General features: G+C 72.1%; 23 protein-coding genes. 21 read left to right on the top strand and 2 right to left on the bottom strand.

What is annotated here, in order from left to right; genetic code table 11:
* Window positions 1-54 precede the first annotated feature (54 nt).
* The 3 genes from ffh (at window position 55) to ftsH (ending at window position 4,232) form a co-directional block, all read left to right on the top strand.
* Window positions 55-1,608: a signal recognition particle protein gene (ffh, locus tag ACFV1L_RS22490; protein ID WP_380368318.1), complete on the top strand. Its 1,554-nt coding sequence runs from the start codon at window positions 55-57 to the stop codon at window positions 1,606-1,608.
* Window positions 1,609-1,746: 138 nt separating this feature from the next.
* Window positions 1,747-2,271: a GNAT family N-acetyltransferase gene (locus ACFV1L_RS22485; protein ID WP_380368316.1), complete on the top strand. Its 525-nt coding sequence runs from the start codon at window positions 1,747-1,749 to the stop codon at window positions 2,269-2,271.
* A gap of 56 nt (window positions 2,272-2,327) precedes the next feature.
* The gene (gene ftsH, locus ACFV1L_RS22480; RefSeq protein ID WP_380368315.1) at window positions 2,328-4,232 is read left to right on the top strand and encodes an ATP-dependent zinc metalloprotease FtsH; all 1,905 of its coding nucleotides are present in this window, start codon (window positions 2,328-2,330) and stop codon (window positions 4,230-4,232) included.
* Here ftsH and ACFV1L_RS22475 read toward each other — a convergent pair.
* The gene (locus ACFV1L_RS22475; protein WP_380368314.1) at window positions 4,219-5,028 is read right to left on the bottom strand and encodes an SAM-dependent methyltransferase; all 810 of its coding nucleotides are present in this window, start codon (window positions 5,026-5,028) and stop codon (window positions 4,219-4,221) included. The genes ftsH and ACFV1L_RS22475 overlap by 14 nt on opposite strands.
* A 245-nt stretch (window positions 5,029-5,273) precedes the next feature.
* Here ACFV1L_RS22475 and proS point away from each other — a divergent pair, with 245 nt between their 5' ends.
* From proS to ACFV1L_RS22385, 18 genes are all read left to right on the top strand, one after another.
* Window positions 5,274-6,686 (top strand): proline--tRNA ligase, encoded by a 1,413-nt coding sequence (gene proS / locus ACFV1L_RS22470; protein WP_380368313.1) that lies wholly within the window; start codon window positions 5,274-5,276, stop codon window positions 6,684-6,686.
* Window positions 6,687-7,108: 422 nt separating this feature from the next.
* Window positions 7,109-7,687 (top strand): hypothetical protein, encoded by a 579-nt coding sequence (locus ACFV1L_RS22465; RefSeq protein ID WP_035866559.1) that lies wholly within the window; start codon window positions 7,109-7,111, stop codon window positions 7,685-7,687.
* 467 nt (window positions 7,688-8,154) lie between these two features.
* Window positions 8,155-8,583: a 30S ribosomal protein S16 gene (rpsP, locus tag ACFV1L_RS22460; protein WP_345699129.1), complete on the top strand. Its 429-nt coding sequence runs from the start codon at window positions 8,155-8,157 to the stop codon at window positions 8,581-8,583.
* 2 nt (window positions 8,584-8,585) lie between these two features.
* Window positions 8,586-8,825, top strand: a complete 240-nt coding sequence (locus tag ACFV1L_RS22455) for an RNA-binding protein (protein WP_014138265.1) — start codon at window positions 8,586-8,588, stop codon at window positions 8,823-8,825.
* Window positions 8,826-9,139: 314 nt separating this feature from the next.
* Window positions 9,140-9,880 (top strand): ribosome maturation factor RimM, encoded by a 741-nt coding sequence (gene rimM, locus ACFV1L_RS22450; RefSeq protein ID WP_380368310.1) that lies wholly within the window; start codon window positions 9,140-9,142, stop codon window positions 9,878-9,880.
* A gap of 5 nt (window positions 9,881-9,885) precedes the next feature.
* Window positions 9,886-10,704, top strand: coding sequence for a tRNA (guanosine(37)-N1)-methyltransferase TrmD (gene trmD / locus ACFV1L_RS22445; RefSeq protein ID WP_380368368.1), 819 nt, complete (start codon window positions 9,886-9,888; stop codon window positions 10,702-10,704).
* A 155-nt stretch (window positions 10,705-10,859) separates the two neighbouring features.
* Window positions 10,860-11,210, top strand: coding sequence for a 50S ribosomal protein L19 (gene rplS, locus ACFV1L_RS22440; protein ID WP_030458810.1), 351 nt, complete (start codon window positions 10,860-10,862; stop codon window positions 11,208-11,210).
* A 310-nt stretch (window positions 11,211-11,520) separates the two neighbouring features.
* Window positions 11,521-12,255 (top strand): signal peptidase I, encoded by a 735-nt coding sequence (gene lepB, locus ACFV1L_RS22435; protein WP_380368308.1) that lies wholly within the window; start codon window positions 11,521-11,523, stop codon window positions 12,253-12,255.
* A 394-nt stretch (window positions 12,256-12,649) separates the two neighbouring features.
* The gene (gene lepB, locus ACFV1L_RS22430) at window positions 12,650-13,432 is read left to right on the top strand and encodes a signal peptidase I (protein ID WP_380368307.1); all 783 of its coding nucleotides are present in this window, start codon (window positions 12,650-12,652) and stop codon (window positions 13,430-13,432) included.
* Window positions 13,433-13,637: 205 nt separating this feature from the next.
* Window positions 13,638-14,558 (top strand): signal peptidase I, encoded by a 921-nt coding sequence (lepB, locus tag ACFV1L_RS22425; RefSeq protein ID WP_380368305.1) that lies wholly within the window; start codon window positions 13,638-13,640, stop codon window positions 14,556-14,558.
* 167 nt (window positions 14,559-14,725) lie between these two features.
* Window positions 14,726-15,475 (top strand): signal peptidase I, encoded by a 750-nt coding sequence (gene lepB / locus ACFV1L_RS22420; RefSeq protein ID WP_380368304.1) that lies wholly within the window; start codon window positions 14,726-14,728, stop codon window positions 15,473-15,475.
* A gap of 70 nt (window positions 15,476-15,545) precedes the next feature.
* Window positions 15,546-16,019 (top strand): NUDIX hydrolase, encoded by a 474-nt coding sequence (locus ACFV1L_RS22415; protein ID WP_380368302.1) that lies wholly within the window; start codon window positions 15,546-15,548, stop codon window positions 16,017-16,019.
* Window positions 16,020-16,075: 56 nt separating this feature from the next.
* Window positions 16,076-16,402 (top strand): DUF2469 domain-containing protein, encoded by a 327-nt coding sequence (locus tag ACFV1L_RS22410; RefSeq protein WP_030458804.1) that lies wholly within the window; start codon window positions 16,076-16,078, stop codon window positions 16,400-16,402.
* A gap of 288 nt (window positions 16,403-16,690) precedes the next feature.
* Entirely contained in the window at window positions 16,691-17,161 is a 471-nt protein-coding gene (locus ACFV1L_RS22405; protein WP_380368300.1) for a YraN family protein, read from the top strand.
* Between the two features lies 1 nt (window position 17,162).
* Window positions 17,163-18,815 (top strand): YifB family Mg chelatase-like AAA ATPase, encoded by a 1,653-nt coding sequence (locus ACFV1L_RS22400; RefSeq protein WP_380368298.1) that lies wholly within the window; start codon window positions 17,163-17,165, stop codon window positions 18,813-18,815.
* Between the two features lie 463 nt (window positions 18,816-19,278).
* On the top strand, window positions 19,279-20,508 hold the full coding sequence (gene dprA / locus ACFV1L_RS22395) for a DNA-processing protein DprA (RefSeq protein WP_380368297.1): 1,230 nt from the start codon (window positions 19,279-19,281) through the stop codon (window positions 20,506-20,508).
* A 1,267-nt stretch (window positions 20,509-21,775) separates the two neighbouring features.
* Window positions 21,776-22,579 (top strand): RNA polymerase sigma factor WhiG, encoded by an 804-nt coding sequence (gene whiG, locus ACFV1L_RS22390; RefSeq protein WP_380368295.1) that lies wholly within the window; start codon window positions 21,776-21,778, stop codon window positions 22,577-22,579.
* Window positions 22,580-22,788: 209 nt separating this feature from the next.
* A complete protein-coding gene (locus tag ACFV1L_RS22385; protein ID WP_380368293.1) occupies window positions 22,789-23,511 on the top strand; it encodes a TetR/AcrR family transcriptional regulator in 723 nt (240 codons plus the stop codon).
* Here ACFV1L_RS22385 and ACFV1L_RS22380 read toward each other — a convergent pair.
* A complete protein-coding gene (locus ACFV1L_RS22380; RefSeq protein ID WP_380368291.1) occupies window positions 23,498-23,905 on the bottom strand; it encodes a M23 family metallopeptidase in 408 nt (135 codons plus the stop codon). The two genes, ACFV1L_RS22385 and ACFV1L_RS22380, sit on opposite strands and share 14 nt — an antisense overlap.
* Between the last annotated feature and the right edge of the window lie 270 nt (window positions 23,906-24,175).

Raw genomic sequence — 24,175 nt, 5'->3', positions numbered from 1 at the left:
CTTGGGGACGACGACCGTACCCGTACTCGATGCCGCAAGGGACCCGCGACCGACGTGTTCGACACTCTCTCCGACCGCCTCGCAGCGACGTTCAAGAACCTCCGGGGCAAGGGCCGCCTCAGTGAGGCGGACATCGACGCCACCGCGCGCGAGATCCGGATCGCCCTGCTGGAGGCGGATGTCGCGCTCCCCGTGGTCCGGGCCTTCATCAAGCAGGTCAAGGACCGCGCGCTCGGCGCGGAGGTCTCCGGCGCGCTGAACCCGGCCCAGCAGATCATCAAGATCGTCAACGAGGAGCTGATCGGCATCCTCGGTGGCGAGACCCGCCGCCTGAAGTACGCCAAGACCGGCCCGACCGTGATCATGCTGGCCGGTCTCCAGGGCGCCGGCAAGACCACCCTGGCCGGAAAGCTCGGCCACTGGCTGAAGCAGCAGAAGCACACCCCGCTGCTGGTCGCCTGCGACCTCCAGCGCCCCAACGCCGTCACCCAGCTCGGCGTGGTGGCCGAGCGGGCCGGCGTCGCCTTCTACGGCCCGCAGCCCGGCAACGGCGTCGGCGACCCGGTGCAGGTCGCCCGCGACTCCATCGAGTACGCCAAGCAGAAGCAGTACGACGTCGTGATCGTCGACACCGCCGGCCGCCTCGGCATCGACGCCGAGCTGATGCAGCAGGCCGCGGACATCCGCGCCGCGGTCGACCCGGACGAGGTCCTGTTCGTGGTCGACGCCATGGTCGGCCAGGACGCGGTCACCACCGCGCAGGCCTTCCTCGAAGGCGTCGACTTCACCGGCGTGGTGCTCTCCAAGCTCGACGGCGACGCCCGCGGCGGCGCCGCGCTCTCGGTCGCGCACGTGACCGGCCGTCAGATCATGTTCGCCTCCAACGGCGAGAAGGTCGACGACTTCGACGCCTTCCACCCCGACCGGATGGCCTCGCGCATCCTCGGCATGGGCGACGTCCTCTCGCTGATCGAGAAGGCCGAGCAGACCTTCTCGCAGGCCGAGGCCGAGAAGATGGCGGCCAAGCTGCAGGGCGGCGGCAAGGAGTTCACGCTCGACGACTTCCTGTCGCAGCTGGAGCAGGTCCAGAAGATGGGCTCGATCTCCAAGCTGCTCGGCATGCTCCCCGGCATGGGCCAGATCCGGGACCAGATCAACAACATCGACGACAAGGACGTCAACCGGGTCGGCGCGATCATCAAGTCGATGACGCCCGCCGAGCGGACCGACCCGAAGATCATCAACGGCTCGCGCCGGCTGCGCATCGCCAAGGGCGCGGGCGTCCAGGTCGGCGAGGTCTCCAGCCTGGTCGAGCGGTTCTTCGACGCCCGCAAGATGATGTCGGCGATGGCCTCCGGCAAGGGGATCCCCGGCATGCCCGGCATCCCCGGCATGGGTGGCGGCGGCAAGCGCTCCGGCAAGAAGGCGCCCGTCGCCAAGGGCAAGCGCAAGAGCGGCAACCCGCTCAAGCGGGCCCAGGAGGAGGCGGCGGCCGCCGAGCGCAAGGCGCTCGGGCCGGGCCAGGGCGGCGGCAACGCGTTCGGCCTCCCGGCGGGCAAGGGGCCGTCGGACTTCGAACTCCCCAAGGAGTTCAAGGACCTGCTGTAAGCGGCAGGCGGCAGCGACGACAGGGGCGCGTGCGGAGCCACTCCCACGCGCCCCCGGTTTTTCCGCACCCGCGCGGCTCTCCACGGCCGGTGCCGGTGCGTTCCGCGGCGACAAAAGCCTTGCGCGATGATGACTGCCATGCGCGTAACGATCCGAGCCCCTCGCCCCGATGACGTCGTCCCCTACTCCGATGCGGTGCGGCGCTCCGCCGAGCACATCGGGCGGTGGAACCCGGTGGAGCCGGACGGGCTGCCCGACCTGTTGAGCCGTCAGGGGGCCGGCCTGCGGACCTTCCTGATCCTCGACCGGGAGACCGGCGGCCTGGTCGGCAAGTGCAACGTGGCGAACATCGTGATGGCCCGGTTCTGCAACGGCGTGCTGGGCTACGACTCGTACGTGCCGTTCGTCGGGACGGGCCGGATGTCGGAGGGCATGCGGCTGGTGGTCGAGCGCTGCTTCGCGCCGGCCGAGCAGGGCGGGCTGGGGCTGCACCGGCTGGAGATCAACGTGCAGCCGGACAACGAGCGTTCGGTGGCGATGGCGCGCCGGCTGGGGTTCCGGCACGAGGGGTTCACGCCGCGGATGCTGTTCCTGCAGGGCGCGTGGCGCGACCACGAGCGGTTCGCGCTGACGGCGGAGGAGTGGCCGACGCCGGAGCGGTGAGGCCGGTGCGGCGTTGCGCACCGACCGACGGACGGAATGTCCGTATTGTCCGACAGGTGAGCAACCCCGTGCCGCCGCGCCAGACCCCCGACCAGCCCTGGCGGTCCGAGGGGGCGCCGCCCCCTCCGCCGCCGAAGAAGAAGATGCCGGGCGGCTGGACGGGCCTGATCCTCACCGCCCTGGTGGTGTTCCTGCTGTCCGACGTGCTGCTGAGCTTCTTCGGCAACGGCGAGTCCACCACGATCTCGTACACCGAGTTCAACAAGCAGCTGAACAGCGGAAACGTCACCAAGATCTACTCCAAGGGCGACTCCATCGAGGGCACCCTGAAGGACAAGCAGCCCAAACCGGACGGCGGCAAGGGAAACTACACCGAATTCACCACCCAGCGCCCGGCGTTCGCCAACGACGACCTCTGGGGCACCCTCCAGTCGCACAACGTCGAGGTGACCGCCCGGCCGGTGGTGCAGCAGCGCAGCTTCCTGGCCAACCTGCTGATCTCGCTCGCCCCGATGCTGCTGCTGATCGGCGTCTGGGTGTTCCTGGCCCGCCGGATGGCCGGCGGCCTCGGCGGCGGCGCACTCGGCCGCAAGGCCCCGCCGAAGCCGGTGGACACCACCCAGGGCAGGCGCACCACGTTCAAGGACGTCGCGGGCATCGACGAGGTGCAGGCCGAACTCGGCGAGGTCGTCGACTTCCTGAAGAACCCCCAGGCCTACCGCCGGCTCGGCGCGAAGATGCCGCGCGGCGTCCTGCTGTCCGGCCCGCCCGGCACCGGCAAGACGCTGCTCGCCCGGGCCGTCGCCGGCGAGGCGAACGTCCCGTTCTTCTCCGCCTCGGCGTCCGAGTTCATCGAGATGATCGTCGGCGTCGGCGCCAGCCGGGTCCGCGACCTGTTCACCGAGGCCCGCAAGGTCGCCCCCGCGATCGTCTTCATCGACGAGATCGACACCATCGGCCGCCAGCGCGGCGGCGGTGGCGGCATGGGCGGCCACGACGAGCGCGAGCAGACGCTCAACCAGATCCTCACCGAGATGGACGGGTTCACCGGCTCCGAGGGCGTGATCGTCATCGCCGCCACCAACCGCGCCGAGGTCCTCGACCCCGCCCTGCTGCGGCCCGGCCGCTTCGACCGGCGGATCACCGTCAGCCCGCCCGACCGGGCCGGCCGCGAACAGATCCTGCGGATCCACGCCCGCGACGTCCCGCTGGCCGAGGGCACCGACCTGGACGCCGTCGCCCGCACCACCCCCGGCATGACCGGCGCCGACCTCGCCAACCTGGTCAACGAGGCCGCGCTGCTCGCCGTCAAGAACCAGCAGGACTCGGTCGACCAGGAGAACCTCTCCGAGGCCCTGGAGAAGGTCCAACTCGGTGCCGTACGACCACTGGTGATGCCCCAGCAGGAACGCCAGCGCACCGCCTACCACGAGTCCGGGCACGCCCTGCTCGGCATGCTCCAGCCCGGCGCCGACCCCGTCCGCAAGGTCACCATCGTGCCGCGCGGCCGCGCCCTCGGCGTCACCCTGTCCACCCCCGACACCGACCGCTACTCGTACACCGAGCCCTACCTGCGCGGCCGGATCATCGGCGCGCTCGGCGGCATGGCCGCCGAGCAGGTGGTGTACGGCGTGGTCACCACCGGCGCCGAGAGCGACCTCGAACAGCTCACCACCATCGCCCGCTCCATGGCCGGCCGCTGGGGCATGAGCGACCGGGTCGGCCGGGTCACCGCGATCCCCAACGACAGCCAGTCCCCGTACGGACTGGCCGCCGCCCCCACCACCCTGGACGCCGTCGACGAGGAGGCCCGCCGGATCGTCGCCGAATGCTGGCAGGAGGCCCTCGCCCTGCTGCACCGGCACCGCGACCGCCTCGACTCCCTCGCCGCCGCCCTGCTGGAGGCCGAGACCCTCGACGAGGAAGCCGCCTACGCCGCCGCCGGACTCAGCCGCAACTAGCGCCGGCCGGCCGGACGCCCGCGGCCCAGCGGAACTCGTCCACCATCCGCACCGAGCCGTCCGGCCGCAGGAACGGATGCAGCGCCTCCTCCAACTCCTTGGCCACCAGCGCCGCCCCCGCCTGCCGTTCCGCCCGGTCGAACAGGCCGGTCGCCAGCAGACCGCGGACCGCCGAGTCCAGACCCGGGTACGCGAACGGGCAGGCCACCCGGCCCGACGCGGACGGGCGCAGACCCGCGGCGGCCAGCAGCGGCTCCAGCCCGCCCGGCGCGGCCGCGGCCCGGACGCCCGCCGGGGCGTGCCGGTGCGCCACCTCCAGCACCGCGGTGCTCTCGCAGCGCTCCGCCGGGCCCCGGTCCGCGACCACCAGCAGCCCGCCGGGGAGCGTGCGCTGCGCCGACCAGGCGACCAGCGCGGGCGTCGGCGGCTGCTCGAAGACCGTCACCAGGGAGTGCGCCGGCCGGGGGACGGGGTGCGCCGAACGGGTGATGCTCCCGCCGGGCGCCACCTGCAGTCCGCGGGCCGCCGCGAGTTCCCGCAGTTCGTCGTCCCACTCCACCCCCGCGACCTGCGCGCCGCGCCCCTCGGCGAGCAGCAGCGCCAGCCCGGACCGGCAGCCCACCCCGAGCAGGCTGGTCGCCGGGCCGACCTCCAGCCGCCGGTAGACGTCCAGGTAGAGGGGCACGAGCATGCGCTCCTGGATCTCCGCCCAGTCCCGCGCCCGACCCCGCCGCTCCGCCGGACCGGCCGCTCCGACCCGGTCCACGGTGCTGCCGGTCACCTGCGCTGAAGCCATCGCGGCCTCCCAATCGGTCCACGTCGGTCCTCGGAATCGGCTGCGTCTGCCGCAGCCCGGCACCCCCCGGCCCCTCTCAGCGAACAGCGGGTCGCCGCCGTCGTCCAGAGGGGTGCAGGCAGGTGTCCGCGCGCCGCGGGTGTGCGCCCCGGGGTGTGCGCGGGCGTACCGCCGCCCCGGCCGCGGCCCCGGGCGGGCGGAAACGGATTCACAGTCCGGCCGCCGCTCCCCGTACCATTCGGCCCATGGCTAAGGCACCCGTTCTCACCCCCCAGGCGGAAGACTTCCCCCGCTGGTACCAGGACCTCATCAACAAGGCAGAGCTGGCCGACAACGGTCCGGTGCGGGGCACCATGGTCATCCGACCGTACGGCTACGGCCTGTGGGAGCGGATGCAGCAGGAGATGGACGCCCGGATCAAGAAGGCCGGCGCCCAGAACGCGTACTTCCCGATGTTCATCCCGCAGTCGTACCTGACCAAGGAAGCCGAGCACGTGGAGGGCTTCGCCCCCGAGCTCGCGGTGGTCACCCACGGCGGCGGCAAGGAGCTCGAGGAGCCGGTCGTCGTCCGGCCCACCTCCGAGACGATCATCAACGAGTACTTCTCCAAGTGGGTGCAGAGCCACCGCGACCTGCCGCTGCTGATCAACCAGTGGGCCAACGTGGTCCGCTGGGAGCTCCGCCCGCGCGTCTTCCTGCGCACCACCGAGTTCCTCTGGCAGGAGGGCCACACCGCCCACGCCACCTACGAGGACGCCCGCGCGTACGCCTCGCGCATCCACACGGACGTCTACGGCGACTTCATGACCAACGTCCTCGGCATCGACGTGGTGCTCGGCCGCAAGACCGCCAAGGAGCGCTTCGCCGGCGCCATCAACACCCTCACGCTCGAAGGCATGATGGGCGACGGCAAGGCCCTGCAGATGGGCACCAGCCACGAGCTGGGCCAGAACTTCGCCAAGGCCTTCAACACCACGTACCAGCTGCAGGGCGCCGAGCGCGAGTTCGTCTGGCAGACCTCCTGGGGCGTCTCGACCCGCATGGTCGGCGGCCTGATCATGTCCCACGGCGACGACAACGGTCTGCGGGTTCCGCCGCGGCTGGCCGCCGTCCAGGTCGTGGTCCTGGCCATCAAGGGCGAGGACGCGGTGCTGGCCAAGGTCCGCGAGATCGGCGCCCAGCTGGAGGCCGCCGGCGTCCGCGTGGTCGTCGACGACCGCACCGACACCCCGTTCGGCCGCCGCGCCGTCGACTGGGAGCTCAAGGGCGTTCCGCTGCGCATCGAGGTCGGCCCGCGCGACCTGGAGGCCGGCACCGCGATGCTGGTCCGCCGGATCGCCGGCGGCAAGGAGCCGGTCCAGGCCGACTCCCTGGCCGCGGTCGTCCCCGGCATCCTCGAGGAGGACCAGGCGCAGCTGCTCCGCGAGTCCCGCGAGCGCCGCGAGGCCCGCACCGTCGACGTGAAGACCATCGACGAGGCCGTCGAGGCCGCCGCCACCGGCTGGGGCCGGATCTCCTGGGCCGACCTCGGCCCGGAGGGCGAGGCGAAGTTGGCCGAGCAGGGTGTGTCGGTCCGCTGCCTGGTCGCTGCCGACGGCACCGTGCCGGCCACCGACGACCAGGACGGCAACCTCGCCCTGGTGGCCCGCGCGTACTGATCCGCGACCACCGCGAACGTCCCCGGGCCGTGCCCGGGGACGTTTCCGCGAGGCCACTGCCGCGATGAGCTGCGGAAGCCCGGGTTGACCCCGACAATTCCCGAACCCCGGTTCGTGTGCTGGCAGTTGAGACTACTCACCAGTCAACTCCCGGGAGTACCTGACAAGCGGTACGGTATACGGCCCGTGGCCCTGTCAATTTTCGGACAGGTCGCGGGCCGTCCGTCGTGGGGATGTTGGGCTCCGCGGCGGGTGCCGAGAGCCCGGCGACCCCGCCGGGCCCAAACGTGCAGGGGGTTGGTCTTGCGTCAGTTCGGAACCGCGCAATTCGCGTGCGGAAGTGCATTCCTGAGAGTCCGCTGGGAATTCCCGGAGCACGGGGCCCGGCGGAACATCGGCTCTCTCCCCATCGTTGGTACAGCGTGAGCACGACACAGCCCCTCGTCCTTGCGGCCGAACTGGCCGCCGCCTGGAGCGACATCCAGGCCCACCACCGGGACCTGCCCGACCTGGCGTCTCCCGAGGCGCTGATCGGCGAGTCCTCGTCGGCCTGCGGCACCCAGCTCAACTTCGAGCGCCTGCTGCACGAGGCCGCGCACGGCCTGGCCGCCGCCCGGGAGATCCGCGACACCTCGCGGGCCGGTCGCTACCACAACCGCCGCTTCCTGCTGCTCGCCTCCGAGCTGGGCCTCGCCCACCCGGTCGAGCCGCACGCCAGCAGCGGCTTCTCCCAGGTGACGATGGGGCACGAGACCCGCGAACGCTACGCCGAGACCATCGAGCGTCTCGACCGCGCGCTCGGGGCGCACCAGCTCGCCGTCGCCGGCGAGGGCAACCACCGCGCCTTCCGCGGACCGGCCGCACGGCACGGGTCCTCGGGCGGCGGCGTCCGGGTCAAGGCGGTGTGCGGCTGCGGCCGCAACGTCCGCGTCGTCCCGTCCGTGCTGGCGCAGGCCTCGATCGTCTGCGGCGCCTGCCAGCAGCCGTTCAAGATCGCTTGATCCGGGCCGCGGGCGGGGTGCCCGCGGACCGGCCGAGAGTCGACCGGCCCCCTCGCCGGGGGACGGTCGACGCCACACCTCCCTCCGGGGCGCGCTGCCTTCGGGTTGTCCAGCTTTCGGGCCGTACTGTCTCCGGGGCACACGGCCTTCGGGCCGTACCGCCTTCGGGCTGCATGACCTTCGAGTCGTACCGCCTTCGGGCCGTACCGCCGGAGCGGAACGCCTTCGGGAGTGCTGCTGTCGCCCGGGCCGAGCGGCCCGATGACGCCCAAGAGGTCCTGCCGAACCGTGCGGGGGCGCGGTCCGGGGGACCTCCGCCATGTGGCAGAATGGACAGCTGAGTACTCGGCAGCCAGGCAGGACCCTCTCTCCCAACGGCTGGCGTGTCCCTTGAACGGCACCTCGCGCCGCAGCCCCACGCGGCGGAGCGCTGCTCACCCACGTCAAAACCAGGAGAATCCACACCCGTGGCTGTCAAGATCAAGCTGAAGCGTCTGGGCAAGATCCGCTCCCCGCACTACCGCATCGTCGTCGCCGACTCGCGCACCAAGCGTGACGGCCGCGCGATCGAGGAGATCGGCATCTACCAGCCGACCTACAACCCCTCGAAGATCGAGGTCGACAGCGACCGCGCCCAGTACTGGCTGTCCGTCGGCGCCCAGCCGACCGAGCCGGTCCTCGCCATCCTCAAGCTGACCGGCGACTGGCAGAAGTTCAAGGGCCTGCCGGCTCCGGAGCCGCTGAAGGTCGCCGAGCCCAAGGTCGAGGACTTCTCGCACCTGTTCGCCAAGGCCGTCGCCGGCTTCGAGGACGCCACCACCGGTGTCGCCATCACCCCGAAGGCCAAGAAGTCGGACAAGGCTGACGAGGCCGAGGCCGCTTCCACCGAGGCCTGAGCATGATCGAGGAAGCCCTCGATCACCTGGTGAAGGGCATCGTCGAGCACCCCGACGAGGTGCAGGTCCGCTCGCGCAACCTGCGCCGCGGTCACACCATCGAGGTGCGGGTGCACCCCGACGACCTCGGCAAGGTGATCGGCCGGGGCGGCCGCACGGCTCGCGCGCTGCGCACCGTGGTCGGCGCCCTCGGCGGTCGCAACGTCCGGGTCGACCTGGTCGACGTGGACAGCCTCCGCTGACTCCTCGGTCGACCGGCAACGTCAACCGACAGGTCGACCACCGGGTTTCCGGACCGGCCGGGACGCATCCGTCCCGGCCGGTCCTTCCCGTTTTCCGGGTTCCGTTCGGGCCTTTTCGGCTCTCGGGTCGGCTCCCGGGTCGGCTCCCGTTTCCGGGGCCCCTCCCGGTTCCGGAGCTCTTTCCGCTTTCGGGGCTCTTCCCGATCCGGGGCACGTCCCGTTTCCGGGGCCCTTCGAATTCCTCGGGTTCCTTCGAACCTCCCCTCACTCATTCCAACCAGGCTCATCTCGCGCATCTCAGGAGAACGATCACCGTGCAGCTCGTCGTCGGGAAGATCGGCCGTGCCCACGGCATCCGCGGGGACGTCAGTGTCGAGGTCCGCACCGATGAGCCCGAGCTGCGGCTCGGGCCCGGCGCGGTCCTCCTCACCGACCCGGCCGGCATCGGACCGCTGACCGTCGAGTCCGGCAAGGTGCACAGCGGACGACTGCTGCTGCGCTTCGCCGGCATCAAGGACCGCACCGCCGCGGAGGCGCTGCGCGGCACCTTCCTGATCGCCGAGGTCGACCCGGACGAGACCCCCGACGATCCCGACGAGTACTACGACCACCAGCTCATCGGTCTGGACGTCGTCCTCACCGACGGCACCCTGATCGGCGAACTCACCGAGGTCGTCCACCTGCCCTACCAGGACCTGCTCACCGTCCAGCGCCCCGACGGCACCGAGGTCCTCATCCCCTTCGTCGAGCAGATCGTCCCCGTCATCGACCTGGACGAGCAGCGCGCCGTCATCACCCCGCCGCCCGGCCTGATCGACCCCGCCGACGCGATCGTCGCCTCGACGCGGGAGGACGCGGGGGACGCGGGGGACACTGAGGGCGTGGAGGACGCGGAGGGCGCGGGGGAGACGGCGGACACGGAGACCGGGGAGGGCGCTTCGGCGGGTGGGGACGCCGAGGGTGCGGGCGAGGGTGCTGCGGCGGGCGACTCGGACAGCTCGGGTGGCTCCCACGGCCCCGCCGGGTCCGACGGCTCGACGGGGGGCGCGGCGTGACCGACATGCGGATCGACGTCGTCACGATCTTCCCCGAGTACCTGGAGCCGCTGAACGTCTCGCTGGTCGGCAAGGCGCGGGCCCGCGGTCAGCTCGACGTGCACCTGCACGACCTGCGCTCGTGGACCACCGACATCCACCGCACCGTGGACGACACCCCCTACGGCGGTGGCCCCGGCATGGTGATGAAGCCCGAACCGTGGGGCGCCGCGCTGGACGCCGTCCTCGCCGCCGGCCCCGAGGGCGAGGTGCCGACCCTGGTGGTGCCCACCCCCAGCGGAAGGTCGTTCACCCAGGAACTCGCCCAGGACCTGGCCTCCCGCAGCTGGCTGGCCTTCGCGCCCGCCCGCTACGAGGGCATCGACCGGCGGGTCATCGAGGAGGCTGCGACCCGGATGCCTGTGGTCGAAGCCTCCATCGGTGACTACGTGCTGGCCGGCGGCGAGGTCGCCGTGCTGGTGATGGTCGAGGCGATCGCCCGCCTGCTGCCCGGCGTGCTCGGCAACGCCGAGTCGCACCGGGACGATTCCTTCGCCCCCGGCGCCATGGCCGACCTGCTGGAGGGCCCGGTGTACACCAAGCCCGCCGAGTGGCGCGGCCGGGAGGTGCCGGAGGTCCTGCTCAGCGGCCACCACGGGAAGATCGCCCAGTGGCGGCGCGAGCAGGCCTTCGCCCGCACCCTCGCCAACCGCCCCGACCTGGTTGCCCGTTGGCAGCGCGACGCGTTCACCAAGAAGGAGCGCGAAGCGCTCAGCGTCCTGGGCCTGGCCTGGGACGAAGCCGCCGGCCGATTTCGGTCTGCGGCAGAGCCTGTGGAAGAATAGGCGACTGCTGTCTGTCGCCCGGCTCCCCTCGTGGGAGCCAGTGGACCGGTGCCCCCGCCACGGGGGGTTCACCGCCAGCCGAAGCGGCCCGCAGCACCACCCAGTTGAGACGAATTTCCGTGGGCGGCCCGTGGCGCCTGCGATGGAGAGCAACGATGAGCAACAAGCTCGCTGCTGTCGACGCGGCCTCGCTGCGTACCGACATCCCCGCCTTCCGCCCCGGCGACACCCTGAAGGTGCACGTCCGAGTCATCGAAGGCAACCGCTCGCGCGTCCAGGTCTTCCAGGGCGTTGTCATCCGTCGTCACGGCGCCGGCATCGGTGAGACCTTCACCGTTCGCAAGGTCAGCTTCAACGTCGGCGTCGAGCGCACCTTCCCGGTGCACACCCCGGTCGTCGAGAAGATCGAGGTCGTGACCCGCGGTGCGGTCCGCCGCGCCAAGCTGTACTACCTGCGCGACCTCCGCGGCAAGGCCGCGAAGATCAAGGAGAAGCGCGACGCGTGATCGCGCAGGCTCGACGGGGTCGGCCCACCGACCGGTTTAGACCGGGAGGATAAGCTCACCCCCGATGAGCACGCACGAGCCACCGACGGACCGCGACGGCAGTCCCGAACCCACGGGTACGGACACACCGGCGCGGTCCGTTGTCGTTTCCCGGGATGCGGCCGGGGCCGGGGCTGACGCTCGGGCTGCGGGCGGTCGGGAGGGTGACGCCGGTGCCGGTGCCGGTGCCGGTGCCGGTGCTGGTGCTGGTGCTGGTGCGGGTGCGGGTAACGGTGCCGACGCCGGGGCAGACGCAGACACTGGCGTGGGCGTGGACTCTCACGCCGAGGGCAACGCCGACGGTGCCAGCGAGGACGAGGGCGAGGGCGAGGACGAGGGCGGGCGGCGGTGGTCGCGCGACCTGCTGTGGATCGGCGCGGTGTGCGTGGCCGCGCTGCTGCTGGTGAACGCCTTCGTGGCCCGGCCGTTCGCGGTGCCCTCCGGTTCCATGGAGGGGACGCTGCAGCCCGGGGACCGGGTCCTGGTCAACCAGCTCGCCTACGCCTTCGACGGGCAGCCGCAGCGGGGAGACGTGGTGGTCTTCGACGGCATCGGCTCCTTCCTGCCGTACCAGGCCGAACCGTCCGGAGTGAAGCGGCTGCTGACCAGGGCCGGACTGGCCCCGGCTGGCGACACCGTCTACGTGAAGCGGGTGATCGGTGTCGGCGGCGACCGCATCACCTGCTGCGGCTCCGACGGCCGCCTGCGGATCAACGGGGTGCCGCTGGACGAGAGCGCGTACCTGCTCCCCGGTGACGCACCGTCGGCTGTACCGTTCGACATCGTGGTTCCTTCCGGCAAGTTGTGGGTGATGGGCGACCACCGCAGTGCGTCCCGCGACTCCCGGGACCACCTCGGCGAGCCCGGCGGCGGCACCGTTCCCGTGGACCGGGTGATCGGCCGCGTCGACTGGCTGCTGTTCCCCCTCGGACGGACGACGTCGCTCGACCGGCCGGCGGCATTCGCCGCGATAGAGGGGACTGGTGGCCATGGGGAGCAGAGGTAGACCCCGAGCCGCTGCGGACGGCACAGCCGACTCCGGCCACCGAGCCCACCAGCCCCACGATGCGCACCGCGAGCTGGACCGTGAGCAGGGCCGCGAGCTGGATGGCGAGCTGCCGGAATCCGTGTACCGGCCCGCCGGAATCGCTGCAGGAGGTGTCGGCGACACTACCGACGAGGTGGGCAAGGCCAGTGGGGCCGAAGGGACTTGGGCCGGCAGTGCAGTCGGGGGCGCCGGAAGAGTCGACGGAGGCGGTCCACCTGGTGCAGTTGCTGGAGCCGGTGGGCTCGACGGGGTGACCCAGAGCGGCGGGGGCGGTGCCGAGGGGCGACCCGTCCGGGGGCGGGCCGAGCGGCGGCGCACCGCCAAGCGTGCCGCCCGCCGCGGACGTCGCTCCGTGCTGCGTGAACTGCCGGTGATCGTGCTCGTGGCACTGGTCATCGCGGTGGTGCTGAAGACCTTCCTGGTCCAGGTGTTCGTGATTCCCTCCGGTTCGATGGAACCGACCCTGCAGGTCGGCGACCGCGTCCTGGTCGACAAGTTCACCCCGTGGTTCGGCTCGGAGCCGGAGCGCGGCGAGGTGGTGGTGTTCAAGGACCCGGGCGGCTGGCTGGAGAGCGACCACAAGCCGTCCACGGACGGGACAGTGGTGCGGCACGTCAAGTCGGTGTTCTCCGCTGTGGGTGTCCTTCCTTCCGATGATGAACGGGACTTGATCAAGCGGGTGATCGGTGTTGGCGGCGACACCGTGGAGTGCTGCGACGCCCAGGGCCGGCTGAGCGTGAACGGCACTCCGCTGGAGGAGCCGTACGTTGCGCCCGGCAACGTGCCCTCGCGGATCACCTTCAAGGTGACGGTCCCTCAAGGGCGGCTGTGGGTGATGGGTGATCACCGCGATCTGTCCGCGGACTCCCGCTACCACATGGGCAATCCGGGTGCCGGGACGGTGCCGGTGGCGAATGTGGTCGGTCGCGCCTTCGTGGTCGCATGGCCGCTCTCCCACTTCGGTCAACTGAGTGTTCCCGATTCACTCTCCTCCTTGCCGGTGCGGGTGGCAGGATCGTCGGCCGTCGGGCCGATTCCTGCGGAACCCCCGCTCGTTATGGGTGTGTTGGGCGTCCTTCCGGTCGTCGTCCGGCGGTGGAGGTCGCACCGGCGGGCCGGGCCTGTGGCCGACTGACGTTCCGGTCGGCGCGTGGAAGCACCGGCTTGCCGACCGGGAGTGATAGAGAAGTGCTGAAGTGCTCGGTTCCGGCCTGGTGTCGGGCGTGCCCGGGTAGGGCAAGCCAGAGGCGGGTTTTCGATCGATCGCAGACTGTGGTGCCCGCTGTGCGGCACTGGTGAGCGCGGACGCGCAGGCGTCCGCACAGCAGGGAGGAGATGTCGTGGGGGATCTGGTGATCGGTGCCCGCTCAGGTGCTCCGGAGCCCGACGGGGAGCCTTCGGGCAACTCCGAGGGCCGGCCCGCGGAGGACGGAGACGGCCTGCGGGCCGCCGACTCCGGGGCGACGGAGGAGAGCGACGCGGCGCCGAGCCGGGCCAGGAAGGCTCCCAAGCAGCGTTCCTTCTGGAAGGAACTGCCGATCCTGATCGGCATTGCCCTCATCCTGGCCCTGGTGATCAAGACCTTCTTCGTCCAGGCGTTCTCGATTCCGTCGGGCTCGATGGAGAACACGCTCCAGGTCGGCGACCGCGTCCTGGTCGACAAGCTCACTCCCTGGTTCGGCTCGGAGCCGGAGCGCGGCGAGGTGGTGGTCTTCAAGGACCCGGGCGGCTGGCTGAACGACGAGCCCGCCCAGCGCAGCAACAACTCCTTCGTGCGCGGCGTCCAGGACGTCTTCAGCTTCATCGGGCTGATGCCGTCCAGCGACGAGAAGGACCTCATCAAGCGCGTCATCGCCGTCGGCGGCGACACCGTCGAGTGCCAGGGCTCCGGCCCGGTCAAGGTGAACGGCATCGCGCTCGACGAGCCGTACATCTTCGCCGGCAACACCCCGTGCGGGGAGAAGCCGTTCGGCCCGGTCAAGGTGCCCGACGGCCGGATCTGGGTGATGGGCGACCACCGCGCCAACTCCCTGGACTCCCGGTACCACATGGACCAGCCGGGCGGCGGCACCGTGCCGGTCGGGAACGTCGTCGGCCGCGCGTTCGTGGTGGCCTGGCCGATCGGCGACTGGGCGACGCTGCCCGTCCCCGACACCTTCGACCAGAAGGGCCTGGCGGCCGGCGGGCCGCTCGCCCCGTCCCTGGCGGGCGCGGCCCTGGCCGCCCCCGCCGTGTGGTGGGTCCGCAAGCGCCGTCGCTGACCGGGCGCAGACCGGCCGCGAGTGACTCTTGCGCGGGCCGTGGTACTCGTGAGTAATCTGCTCGCACGTGCCACGGCCCGCAGTGCTGTCCAACCCAGGACGGCGAGGCCCGGGCAGGCACCGAGCGCTCGGCCGGAGCGCGTGAGCGCCAGGAGAGGGCGAAGCCGATGAGCAGCGTCGCGGAGCGGACCCAGCCCACCGGGGCCAGACCGGCCGGACGCCGGAGCCCGGCGTCGATCGTGCAGAGCCTGGTGATCGCCATCGGGTTCGTGATGCTGGTCGGCGGGTTCGGCGTGCTGGCCGTCCAGTACCGGCCCTACAAGATCCCGACCGGCTCGATGAGCCCCACCCTGGAGAGCGGCGACACCGTCCTCGCCCACACTGCCGACGGGAAGTCGACCGGCCGGGGCGACATCGTGGTCTTCCAGGACCCGGACTGGGGCAACGTCACTCTGGTGAAGCGGGTGGTCGCGCTCGGCGGCGACACCGTCTCCGGCGACCGCGAGGGCCGGATCAGCGTCAACGGCCGCCAGGTGAACGAGCCCTACCTGGAGAAGGCTTCGGTGCTGGCCACCGCGTTCTCCGTGACGGTGCCCGAGGGGCGGCTGTTCGTGCTCGGCGACTTCCGCGGGAACTCGCTGGACTCGCGCAGCCACCTGGACGTGGCCTTCGGGTCCGTTCCCGCCTCCGGAGTGAAGGCGCGCGTCGAAGCGGTGATCCAGCCGCTGTCGCGGGCGAGGCTGGAGGGGCGCACCGCGGCCTTCGACGAACTGGGTGCGCCGAGTGCTCACCAGGCAGGTGTCCTGATGCCCGCCACGTGGACGTCGGTCGGTGGGGCGGCCCTGATCGTGCTCGCCTCGGCGGCGGGCTGGACGGTTTCGCTCAGCCGCAAGCTGCGGGGGCGGCGGAAGGCCTGAACCGGGGGCCGGAGGCACGCCGGGGCCGGCCCGGAAACGTGCGCAGAACCTCAGGACGGAGCTGAACCAGGTGGCGGTCGAGCGTCGCAGAGCCGTCCGCGTGCTGCTGCTGGACCCGGACGGCCGCGTCCTGCTGCTGCACGGGACCGATCCGGCCGTGCCGGGCACCGACTGGTGGATCACCCCGGGCGGCGGCGTCGAGCCGGGCGAGAGCCCGTCCGAGGCGGCCCGGCGCGAGCTGGGCGAGGAGATCGGGCTGACCGAGGTGGAGTGGGGACCGCTGGTCGCGTACGGCATGGTGAGGTTCTCCTTCCGAGGCAGGGACTACGAGCAGGAACAGTTGTTTCACCTGGCCCGCACCGGGCGTGGCGAGGTGTCACTGCGGCAGAGCGGGGCTGAGGAGCACGCTCTGCTGCTGGCTGTCCGCTGGTGGACGGTGGGGGAGTTGAGGACCACCGGGGAGACCGTGTACCCGCTCGGACTGGCCGCGCTGGTGGAGCGGGTTCTGACGGAAGGGCCGCCAGAACCGCCAGTACGGCTCTGAGCACGGGCCCGGTGGTCCACAATGGGGTGGACGTGACGAGTGAGGGGACGCTTGGAATGAGTGCCGAAGACCTCGAGAAGTACGAGACCGAGATGGAGCTGAAGCTCTACCGGGAGTACCGGGATGTCGTCGGCCTGTTCAAGTACGTGATCGAGACCGAACGGCGTTTCTATCTGACGAACGACTACGACCTGCAAGTGCACTCGGTGCAGGGCGAAGTGTTCTTCGAGGTTTCGATGGCGGATGCGTGGGTCTGGGACATGTACCGACCGGCCCGGTTCGTTCGGAAGGTCCGCGTGCTGACTTTCAAGGACGTGAACATCGAGGAGTTGGCCAAGAGCGATCTGGAGCTGCCCTCGGACGACTCCGCGTTCGGGAACTGACCGCTGCGGCTGAACGGCCGACCCGGGAGCGCCCCGGACCAGAGGCCGGGGTGGGCGATCGGAACGGCGCGGCCGACCGCGCCCTTCCCTCCGGGCGACCGCACCAGGATGAGCTGCGGCGATGCCCGGGCCACCGAGACTGGTCGCGGTGACCGCCGGCTGTCCAGCGCATTTTTGGGTTTCTCACTCGAACGAGCGAGCTAAGTTATCCACAGGCCCGAGTTATCCACAGGCCTGGCGATTTCGCTGGCCCACCTCCCGCCCCTGACGGCAACCTTCCGGCCGGAGGTGATTGCCGTGCAGAATCCCAACAAGATTTCCACCAACGGCCTCGGACGCTACGGCGAGGAGGTCGCCGCCCGCCGGCTCACGGAGGGCGGCCTGTGCATCCTGGAGCGCAACTGGCGCTGCGCCGAGGGCGAGCTCGACATCGTCGCGCTGGACGGGGACACCCTCGCGGTCTGTGAGGTGAAGACCAGGTCCGAGCGCGGCTTCCAGCAGCCGTCCGAGGCGATCGACCACGTCAAGGCCGACCGACTGCGACACCTCGCCGAGCGCTGGATGGCGGAGCGCTGGCCGGTGCACTTCTCGCGCCTGGTGCTGGCCGCCGCGCGGGCCGGGGGCGGCGCGCCACCGGACGAATCCGCCGTCGGCGGTCCGGCGCCCCCGCCTCCCGGCGGGGTGCGCATCGACCTTGTCGCGGTGGTCAACCCCCTCAAGGGCGCCGCCGCGGTCGAGCACCTGCGCGGGGCGGTGTGAGATGGCCTTCGCCCGCACCTGCTCGGTGGCCCTGGTCGGGGTGGACGGCGTCGTCGTCGAGGTCCAGGCCGACCTCGAACCCGGACTCGCAGCCTTCAGCTTGGTGGGCCTCGCCGACAAGGCCCTCCTCGAAGCCCGCGACCGGGTCCGCGCAGCCGTCTCCAACAGCGGCGAGAAGTGGCCGCTGCGCAAGCTCACCGTGGGCCTCACCCCGGCCTCCGTACCCAAGAGCGGCAGCGGGTACGACCTGGCCGTGGCCTGTGCCGTACTGGCAGCCGCCGAACGGCTCGACCCCGCGTCGATCGACGGCCTGCTGATCATCGGTGAGCTCGGACTCGACGGCCGCGTACGCCCGGTGCGCGGCGTCCTGCCCGCCGTGCTCGCGGCGGCGGACGCCGGCTACCGGCAGATCGTGGTCGCCGAACAGACCGCAGCCGAAGCCGAGTTGGTACCCGGAGTCTCCGTCCTCGGGGTGCGGAGCCTGCGACAACTCATCGCCATCCTCACCAACGCCCCGGTCCCCGACGAACCGCCCGACCTCTCCACCGGCCGCCCCGACTCCTCGTACGCCGGACTCCTGCTCCCCGGTCTCGGCGTCCGCGACGTCACCTCCGAGCAGTCCTGCCGACCCGACCTCGCCGACGTGGCCGGGCAGTACGAAGCCAGGCAGGCCCTGGAGATCGCCGCGGCGGGCGGCCACCACCTGTACCTGAAAGGACCGCCCGGAGCCGGCAAGACCATGCTGGCCGAACGGCTCCCTGCGCTGCTCCCGCCACTCACCCAGGCCGAAGCCCTCGAAGTGACCGCGATCCACTCCGTGGCAGGGCTGCTCCCACCCGACCGCCCGCTGATCGACACCGCGCCCTACTGCGCACCGCACCACTCGACCACCATGCCCGCCATCGTGGGTGGCGGGACGGGCCTGCCCCGGCCCGGCGCCGTCTCCCTCGCCCATCGCGGCGTGCTCTTCCTCGACGAGGCACCCGAATTCCCGGTCCGGGTCCTCGACGCCCTGCGCCAACCCCTGGAGTCGGGGGAGGTGATGATCGCCAGAGCCGCGGGCTCGATGCGGCTGCCCGCCCGGTTCCTGCTCTGCCTGGCCGCCAACCCCTGCCCCTGCGGCCGCTATTCACTGAGAGGAGAAGGCTGCGAATGCACACCCGTCATGGTCAACCGCTACCAGGCGAGACTGTCGGGACCGCTGCTCGACCGAGTGGACCTCCAGGTACAGGTTTCCGCGGTCAGCAAGGCCGAGCTGATGCAACAGGGCAGAAACGCCGAGAGCACGGCCACGGTCGCCGAACGCGTGAGGGAGGCGCGCGAACGAGCCGCCGCTCGCCTCGCCGACACCCCGTGGCGGACGAACGCCGAAGTGCCCGGGCACGAACTGCGCACGCGCTGGCAACTCGCACCCGGCTCGCTCACCGACGCCGAGCGTGACCTCGACCGGGGCCTGCTCACCGCCCGAGGCCTCGACCGGATCCTGCGCGTCGCCTGGACGGTCGCCGACCTCGCCCGCAGGCCCCGCCCCACCCGCGCCGACGTCCAGACCGCGCTGACCCTGCGCACCGGAGTCCAGCGCTCCACCCGCCCGACCGACCGCCGACCCGACCCCTACGGCGACGTGGACGCCGACCTCGGCGCCGAGTCCTGAGCGGCCGTCACCTGGCTGCCCGTCAGCGACTCGGACTCGCTCCACCCTGGGGTCGCCACTGACCCGCCGGGCAACCACTACAGGAGGAGACCCCATGACCGCAGTTCCCCTGCCTCAGCACGCCGATCCCGATGTCCCACCGATGCTCCCGCCGACGATTGGAGGCCCGGCCCGGGACGGCGGCACCCTGAATCCGCGCGCCGGACTTCACCTGCCCGGCGGCCCCACCCCGCCGGGCCCACCCGAGGATCCCTGTCCGCCCCGCCCGCCCGACGCCCCGCCACCGTGCGAGGGCAACGACCGGCTGCGCCACCTGATCCGGGGAGCCGGCCCGCCCGCCCCCCACCGGTCGAGCCTGGACGCCCCGGGCGCCCGCCCGCCGGCAATGGACGCCGCGGTCGACACAGGTCACACGCCGCCGAACGCGACGACGAACCGGCACTGTGCGGCCGAACCTGTCGCCGTGGGTCATTCCACCCGTACGGGGCCGTCCCGGAGCGACCGCCGGGTGATCCGGCCCACGCATTGGGCCGCAGCGGCGGTCACGCCGGGCCCGCCCGAACCCGAGCGGGTGGCCAGGGCGGCGCTCACCCGCCTGATCGAGCCGGGGGACGCGGCGATCGGCCGGGCGATCCAGCGGCTCGGCGTGGTCCGCCTGGTGCAGGGCTTCTACCGCGGGGCAGCACCGAGCGCGCTGGGGCTCGGAGCGGACCGGATCACCGCCTACCAGGAGCGGCTGCGAAAGTTCAACCCGGCCACGGACCTTGAGCGAATCGCCAAGCTCGGTGGGAAGTTCATCATTCCGGGCGACACCGAGTGGCCGTCCCAACTGAACGACCTCGGCGACGGCAGCCCGGTCGGGCTGTGGGTGCGCGGCCGGCCGGGGCCACGGCTTCCCTCGCTGCGCCTCCTGGCGCTGAGATCGGTCGCCATCGTCGGATCCCGGGCCTGCACCGCATACGGGCGGCACATCGCCGGCCAACTCGGCTCGGAACTGGCCGAGCGCGGCTGGGTGGTGGTCTCCGGAGCCGCGTACGGTGTCGACACGGCGGCCCATCAGGGAGCACTGGCCGTCAACGGGATGACGATCGCGGTCCTCGCCAGCGGAGTTGACATCTGCTACCCGCGTGGGAACGAGGCACTGATCAACCGGATCGGCGACGACGGGCTGCTGGTGAGCGAGCTGGCGCTCGGTATGAACCCGACCAGGTTCAGATTCGTCCTGCGCAACCGGGTGATAGCGGCGCTCACCCGAGGAACCGTCGTGGTCGAGGCCGCGCCGCGCAGCGGGGCGCTCAGCACCGCCCGACGCGCCCGGGACCTCAACCGGCACACGATGGGCGTCCCAGGCCAGGTGACGTCCGAACTCTCGGCGGGCGTCCACGCGTTGATCAGAAGCGGTGCCGCCACGCTGGTCACCAACGGCGCCGAGGTGGGCGAGCTGATCGGCTCGATCGGAGAAGACCTGGCACCCGAACGCGTCGGCCCGATCCTGCCCCGCGACGCGCTGGAGCCGCCGGTGGCCCGGGTCCTGGAGGCGGTGCCGGCGAGCGCGGACGGCGCGCCGGTGCAGCGGGTCGCCCAGTACGCCGCATTGTCCCCGCAGGAGACCGTGCAGCACCTCCACGAGCTGAGCTCGCTGGGCTTCGTCGAGCGGCACGGTGCGCACTGGAGGTTGGTACGACGCAAGTGATCGGTTCTGAGCAGCAGCGGACAAGGTGGGTCGACCGAACGGGGCAGCCCGTCAACAGGAAGGAACCCCAGGTGAGTTGAGAGAGGCGCCGAGACGGCTGAGCTCGGGCGGGCGACAGTCGGTTGCTGGAGTGACCGGGAGATTCCTACATGTCGGGGGAGGTCTGCGCTGGTCGGCGGCCCAGCGGGAGCGGGCGGCCCGACAGCTCCTCGGGGCGCGCGCCGCGACGCGCCGGTGGAGCCGGTCACTGCCACCGGATCGGGCGACGCCCGAGTGGCGGTAGCACTGTGCAGCTACTTGGTCACGCTACGCTCCCTTATGGCGTCCCTATCAGCACATGACTCGGCAGAACGGCGCAGACCAACGCATGCCCACTCACATTCCCGGACACAGGGTGACCGGTGACGGCCGGTCCCCGGACGGGACGGGGGCCGAGACCCGCAACGCCGCGGAGCTGCGGGCCAGGCCCTCGGGAGTCGTGGGAATGACGAGGTCGGGCACCTCCCCGACCACGGCCCCACAGTCCCCGGCCCGTCCCGCCTCGCCCTCCCCCCTTCCCCGTCCCCCCGCCCCGCAGGGGCCGTCGGAGCACCGGCAGAGCTCGGCCCGCTCACCGGCCGAGCGTCCCGGCCACATGCTGCCCTGCCCGCAGACGGCACCACCCGGCGCGCAGGCCAAGACCGGGCCGCGCGGCGACGAGCTCACCGGCAGTCCCGGCAGCCCGCCGGACGGTCCGGTGCCGCTCGGGGGCCAGCGTGCCGAGTACGCGGCCGGTGGTCAGTCCGGCGAAGGCCCGGCCGGAGGGGGCCCGCCGGCGGGGTCGGGCGCGGCCGAAGCGGCCGCCGCGAATGGGCGGCCGGTGCACGGCCAGTCCAAACGCGGCGCGCGGTCAAAGGCGAAGCCTGGGGAGAGCGGAGTACGGAGCTCGCAGGTCCGCAGGCAGGCGAGCGGTCCGGCGGTCGAACGTGCCCCGGATCCCGCCGCCCCGGCAGGGGCGCCGGCGCTGGGCACGCCACAGCCAGAGCCGACGGCCGGCCAGTCCCCGCTGCCGACGGTCGCGATGCCCGCGCCGGCGACTTCCGAGGCACCCGCGGGTACGGGTGGGAGTGCGGACGAGCGGGCCCAGGCCAAGGCGGTCGGCCGGAAGCCGGGTGGGCGCACCGGTGTGACGGTGCCCGCGCCTGCGGCGGCGCCCACGGCCGCAGCCCCGGCGGGTGCGGCGGCCGGGTGGAGCAGTGCGGGTGCCGGTGGAGGGGCGGCGAACCCGGTGCCGGGCAGGGGAGGAGAGCGGGGGAGCGCGAAGGGGACGGACCAGTCGGCGCTGCAGGCGCTGTGGCGCTCGTACAAGGAGACCGGCGATCACGGGCTGCGGGACCAACTGATCCTGCACTACTCGCCGTTGGTGAAGTACGTCGCGGGTCGGGTCGGGGTCGGGCTGCCGGCCAACGTGGAGCAGGCCGACTTCGTGTCCTCGGGGATTTTCGGATTGATCGACGCCATCGAGAAGTTCGACATCGATCGGGCGATCAAGTTCGAGACGTATGCGATCAGTCGGATCCGCGGGGCGATCATCGACGAACTGCGGGCGCTCGACTGGATCCCGCGGTCGGTCCGACAGAAGGCCAAGGCGGTCGAACGGGCTTACGCCACCCTGGAGGCCCGGCTGCGGCGGACGCCGCACGACCCCGAGGTGGCGGCGGAGATGGGCATCGCGCTGGACGAGCTGCACACGATCTTCAGTCAGCTGTCGCTGGCCAACGTGGTGGCGCTCGACGAACTGCTGCACTCGGCGGGCGAGGGCGGCGACCGGCTGACCCTGGTAGAGACGTTGCCGGACAACGGTGCCGACAACCCGGTCGAGATCGCCGAGGACCGCGAGTTGCGCCGCCTGCTGGCCTCCGCGGTCAACACCCTGCCCGAACGGGAGAAGACCGTGGTGACGCTCTACTACTACGAGGGCCTCACGCTCGCCGAGATCGGCCAGGTGCTCGGCGTCACCGAGAGCCGGGTCAGCCAGATCCACACCAAGTCGGTACTGCAACTGCGGGCGAAGATGTCCGACGCCCGCTGACCGCCACAGCCACTCACCGCCCCGCCGGTCGTCCGCCCGGTCGCCGTCCGGCCGTCCGGCCGCCCGGAGGGACGGAGGGACGGAGGGACGGACAAGGCTCGCCCGGACTGACCGGCGGGGTGCGCGGTGTGCGCCCCGCCGGCCGTCGGCGTCCGTAGAGTTGGTGCGTGCCGAAAATCCGGGCGGCCACGGTGGCCGAGCATCGACAGTTGCAGCAGGCAGCACTGTTGGACGCCGCGCGCGTCCTGTTGGCGGAGGGCGGCAGGGAGGCGCTGAACTTCGGCGCCCTCGCCGCGCGTACCGGCCTCGCCAGGTCCTCGGTGTACGAGTACTTCAGGTCCAAGTCGGAGCTGGTGGAAGCGCTCTGCACGGTGGACCTCCCGCTCTGGGCCGCCGAGATCGAAGCCGGCATGGCGGCCAGGGACGGCGCGGCCGAGCGGATCGAGGCGTACGTCCGCGGGCAGTTGGCGCTGGCCGCCGACCCGGTGCACCGCGCCGTGGTGGCCGTCGCCGAGTACGAACTCGACGACGCCGCGCGGACGCGGATCAGGGCGGCGCACACCGGCCTGACCGCGATGGTGGTGCGCACCCTGGAGGAACTCGGCCACGCCAGGCCCGCCGTCGCGGCCTCCCTGCTGCAGGGCGTGGTGGAGGCCGCGGTCCGCCAGATCGCACGGGCCCGGGAGTCCACCGACACAGCGGAGATCGCCGACACGGCGGTGCGGTTCGCCCTGGACGGCCTCCGGCCCGGCAGCGCGGCCGGAGGCACAGTCGACCCCGCGGCCGGAAACCCAGCCGACTCCGCGGCCGGAAACCCAGCTGACCCCGCGACCGGAAACCCAGCTGACCCCGCGACCGGTGCAGCGGTCGGCACCGCCACCGCGGTGGACGACGCACCGGACGAGAACTGGCCGGACGTCAGGGCGGTGTGAGCGGCAGTAGTCGGGCCCGGCCGGTGCCGAGCAGGGCGAGCGGGTCGAGGTAGCGGGTGCCGCGAAGCAGGCCCCAGTGCAGGCAGTCGACGGGGCAGTGGCCGGAGTCGGCGGTCAGTTCGCCGATCTGGTCGCCCGCCGCGACCGTGGTGCCGACGGGCACGGACCCCGCCACCGGCAGGTAGGTGGTCCGCAGTGGGGGAGTGCCCGAGCCGGAGTGGGTCACCACCACGACCGGGCGCCCGGCCACCTGGCCGGAGAACGTCACCACGCCGGGCGCGGCCGCCCGCACCACTGTCCCGGGCGCGGCCGCCAGGTCGACGCCGCGGTGCCCGGCCGCCCAGCGCGCCGGCGGTGGATCGAACCTCCGCAGCAGCGCCGACCGGTCGCCCACCGGCCACACCCGCCCGGGCCCGGGTCCCACCACCCCGGAGAACCCCGCCGCAACCACCGCCACTGGCCGCCCGGAACCACCACCCCCGCCGCCCGGCACGGACGCCAGCACCGCCCCGACCGCCAGCAGCAACACCCCAATCCGAGCCGTCCCCGCCCGAGCCGCCACAACCCGAACCACCCTCACCAGATCCGTCCCCGCCCGAGTCGCCTCAGCCCGAACCACCCCCACCCGAACAAGCGCCCGACCCCAGCCCGCCGAAGCCGGCCG

It is taken from the genome of Kitasatospora sp. NPDC059646 (assembly GCF_042734615.1).
GTDB lineage: Bacteria > Actinomycetota > Actinomycetes > Streptomycetales > Streptomycetaceae > Kitasatospora.
This window is presented reverse-complemented; position numbering and strand designations above follow the sequence as displayed.

What these genes read in the sequence shown, in the direction of transcription:
- proS (WP_380368313.1), top strand. Translation starts at nt 5,274, where the DNA reads ATGGCTAAGGCACCCGTTCTCACCCCCCAGGCGGAAGACTTCCCCCGC.
- rplS (WP_030458810.1), top strand. Translation starts at nt 10,860, where the DNA reads ATGAGCAACAAGCTCGCTGCTGTCGACGCGGCCTCGCTGCGTACCGAC.
- ACFV1L_RS22400 (WP_380368298.1), top strand. Translation starts at nt 17,163, where the DNA reads ATGGCCTTCGCCCGCACCTGCTCGGTGGCCCTGGTCGGGGTGGACGGC.
- trmD (WP_380368368.1), top strand. Translation starts at nt 9,886, where the DNA reads ATGCGGATCGACGTCGTCACGATCTTCCCCGAGTACCTGGAGCCGCTG.
- ACFV1L_RS22455 (WP_014138265.1), top strand. Translation starts at nt 8,586, where the DNA reads ATGATCGAGGAAGCCCTCGATCACCTGGTGAAGGGCATCGTCGAGCAC.
- ACFV1L_RS22475 (WP_380368314.1), bottom strand. Translation starts at nt 5,028, where the DNA reads ATGGCTTCAGCGCAGGTGACCGGCAGCACCGTGGACCGGGTCGGAGCG.
- lepB (WP_380368304.1), top strand. Translation starts at nt 14,726, where the DNA reads ATGAGCAGCGTCGCGGAGCGGACCCAGCCCACCGGGGCCAGACCGGCC.
- ACFV1L_RS22485 (WP_380368316.1), top strand. Translation starts at nt 1,747, where the DNA reads ATGCGCGTAACGATCCGAGCCCCTCGCCCCGATGACGTCGTCCCCTAC.
- ACFV1L_RS22410 (WP_030458804.1), top strand. Translation starts at nt 16,076, where the DNA reads ATGAGTGCCGAAGACCTCGAGAAGTACGAGACCGAGATGGAGCTGAAG.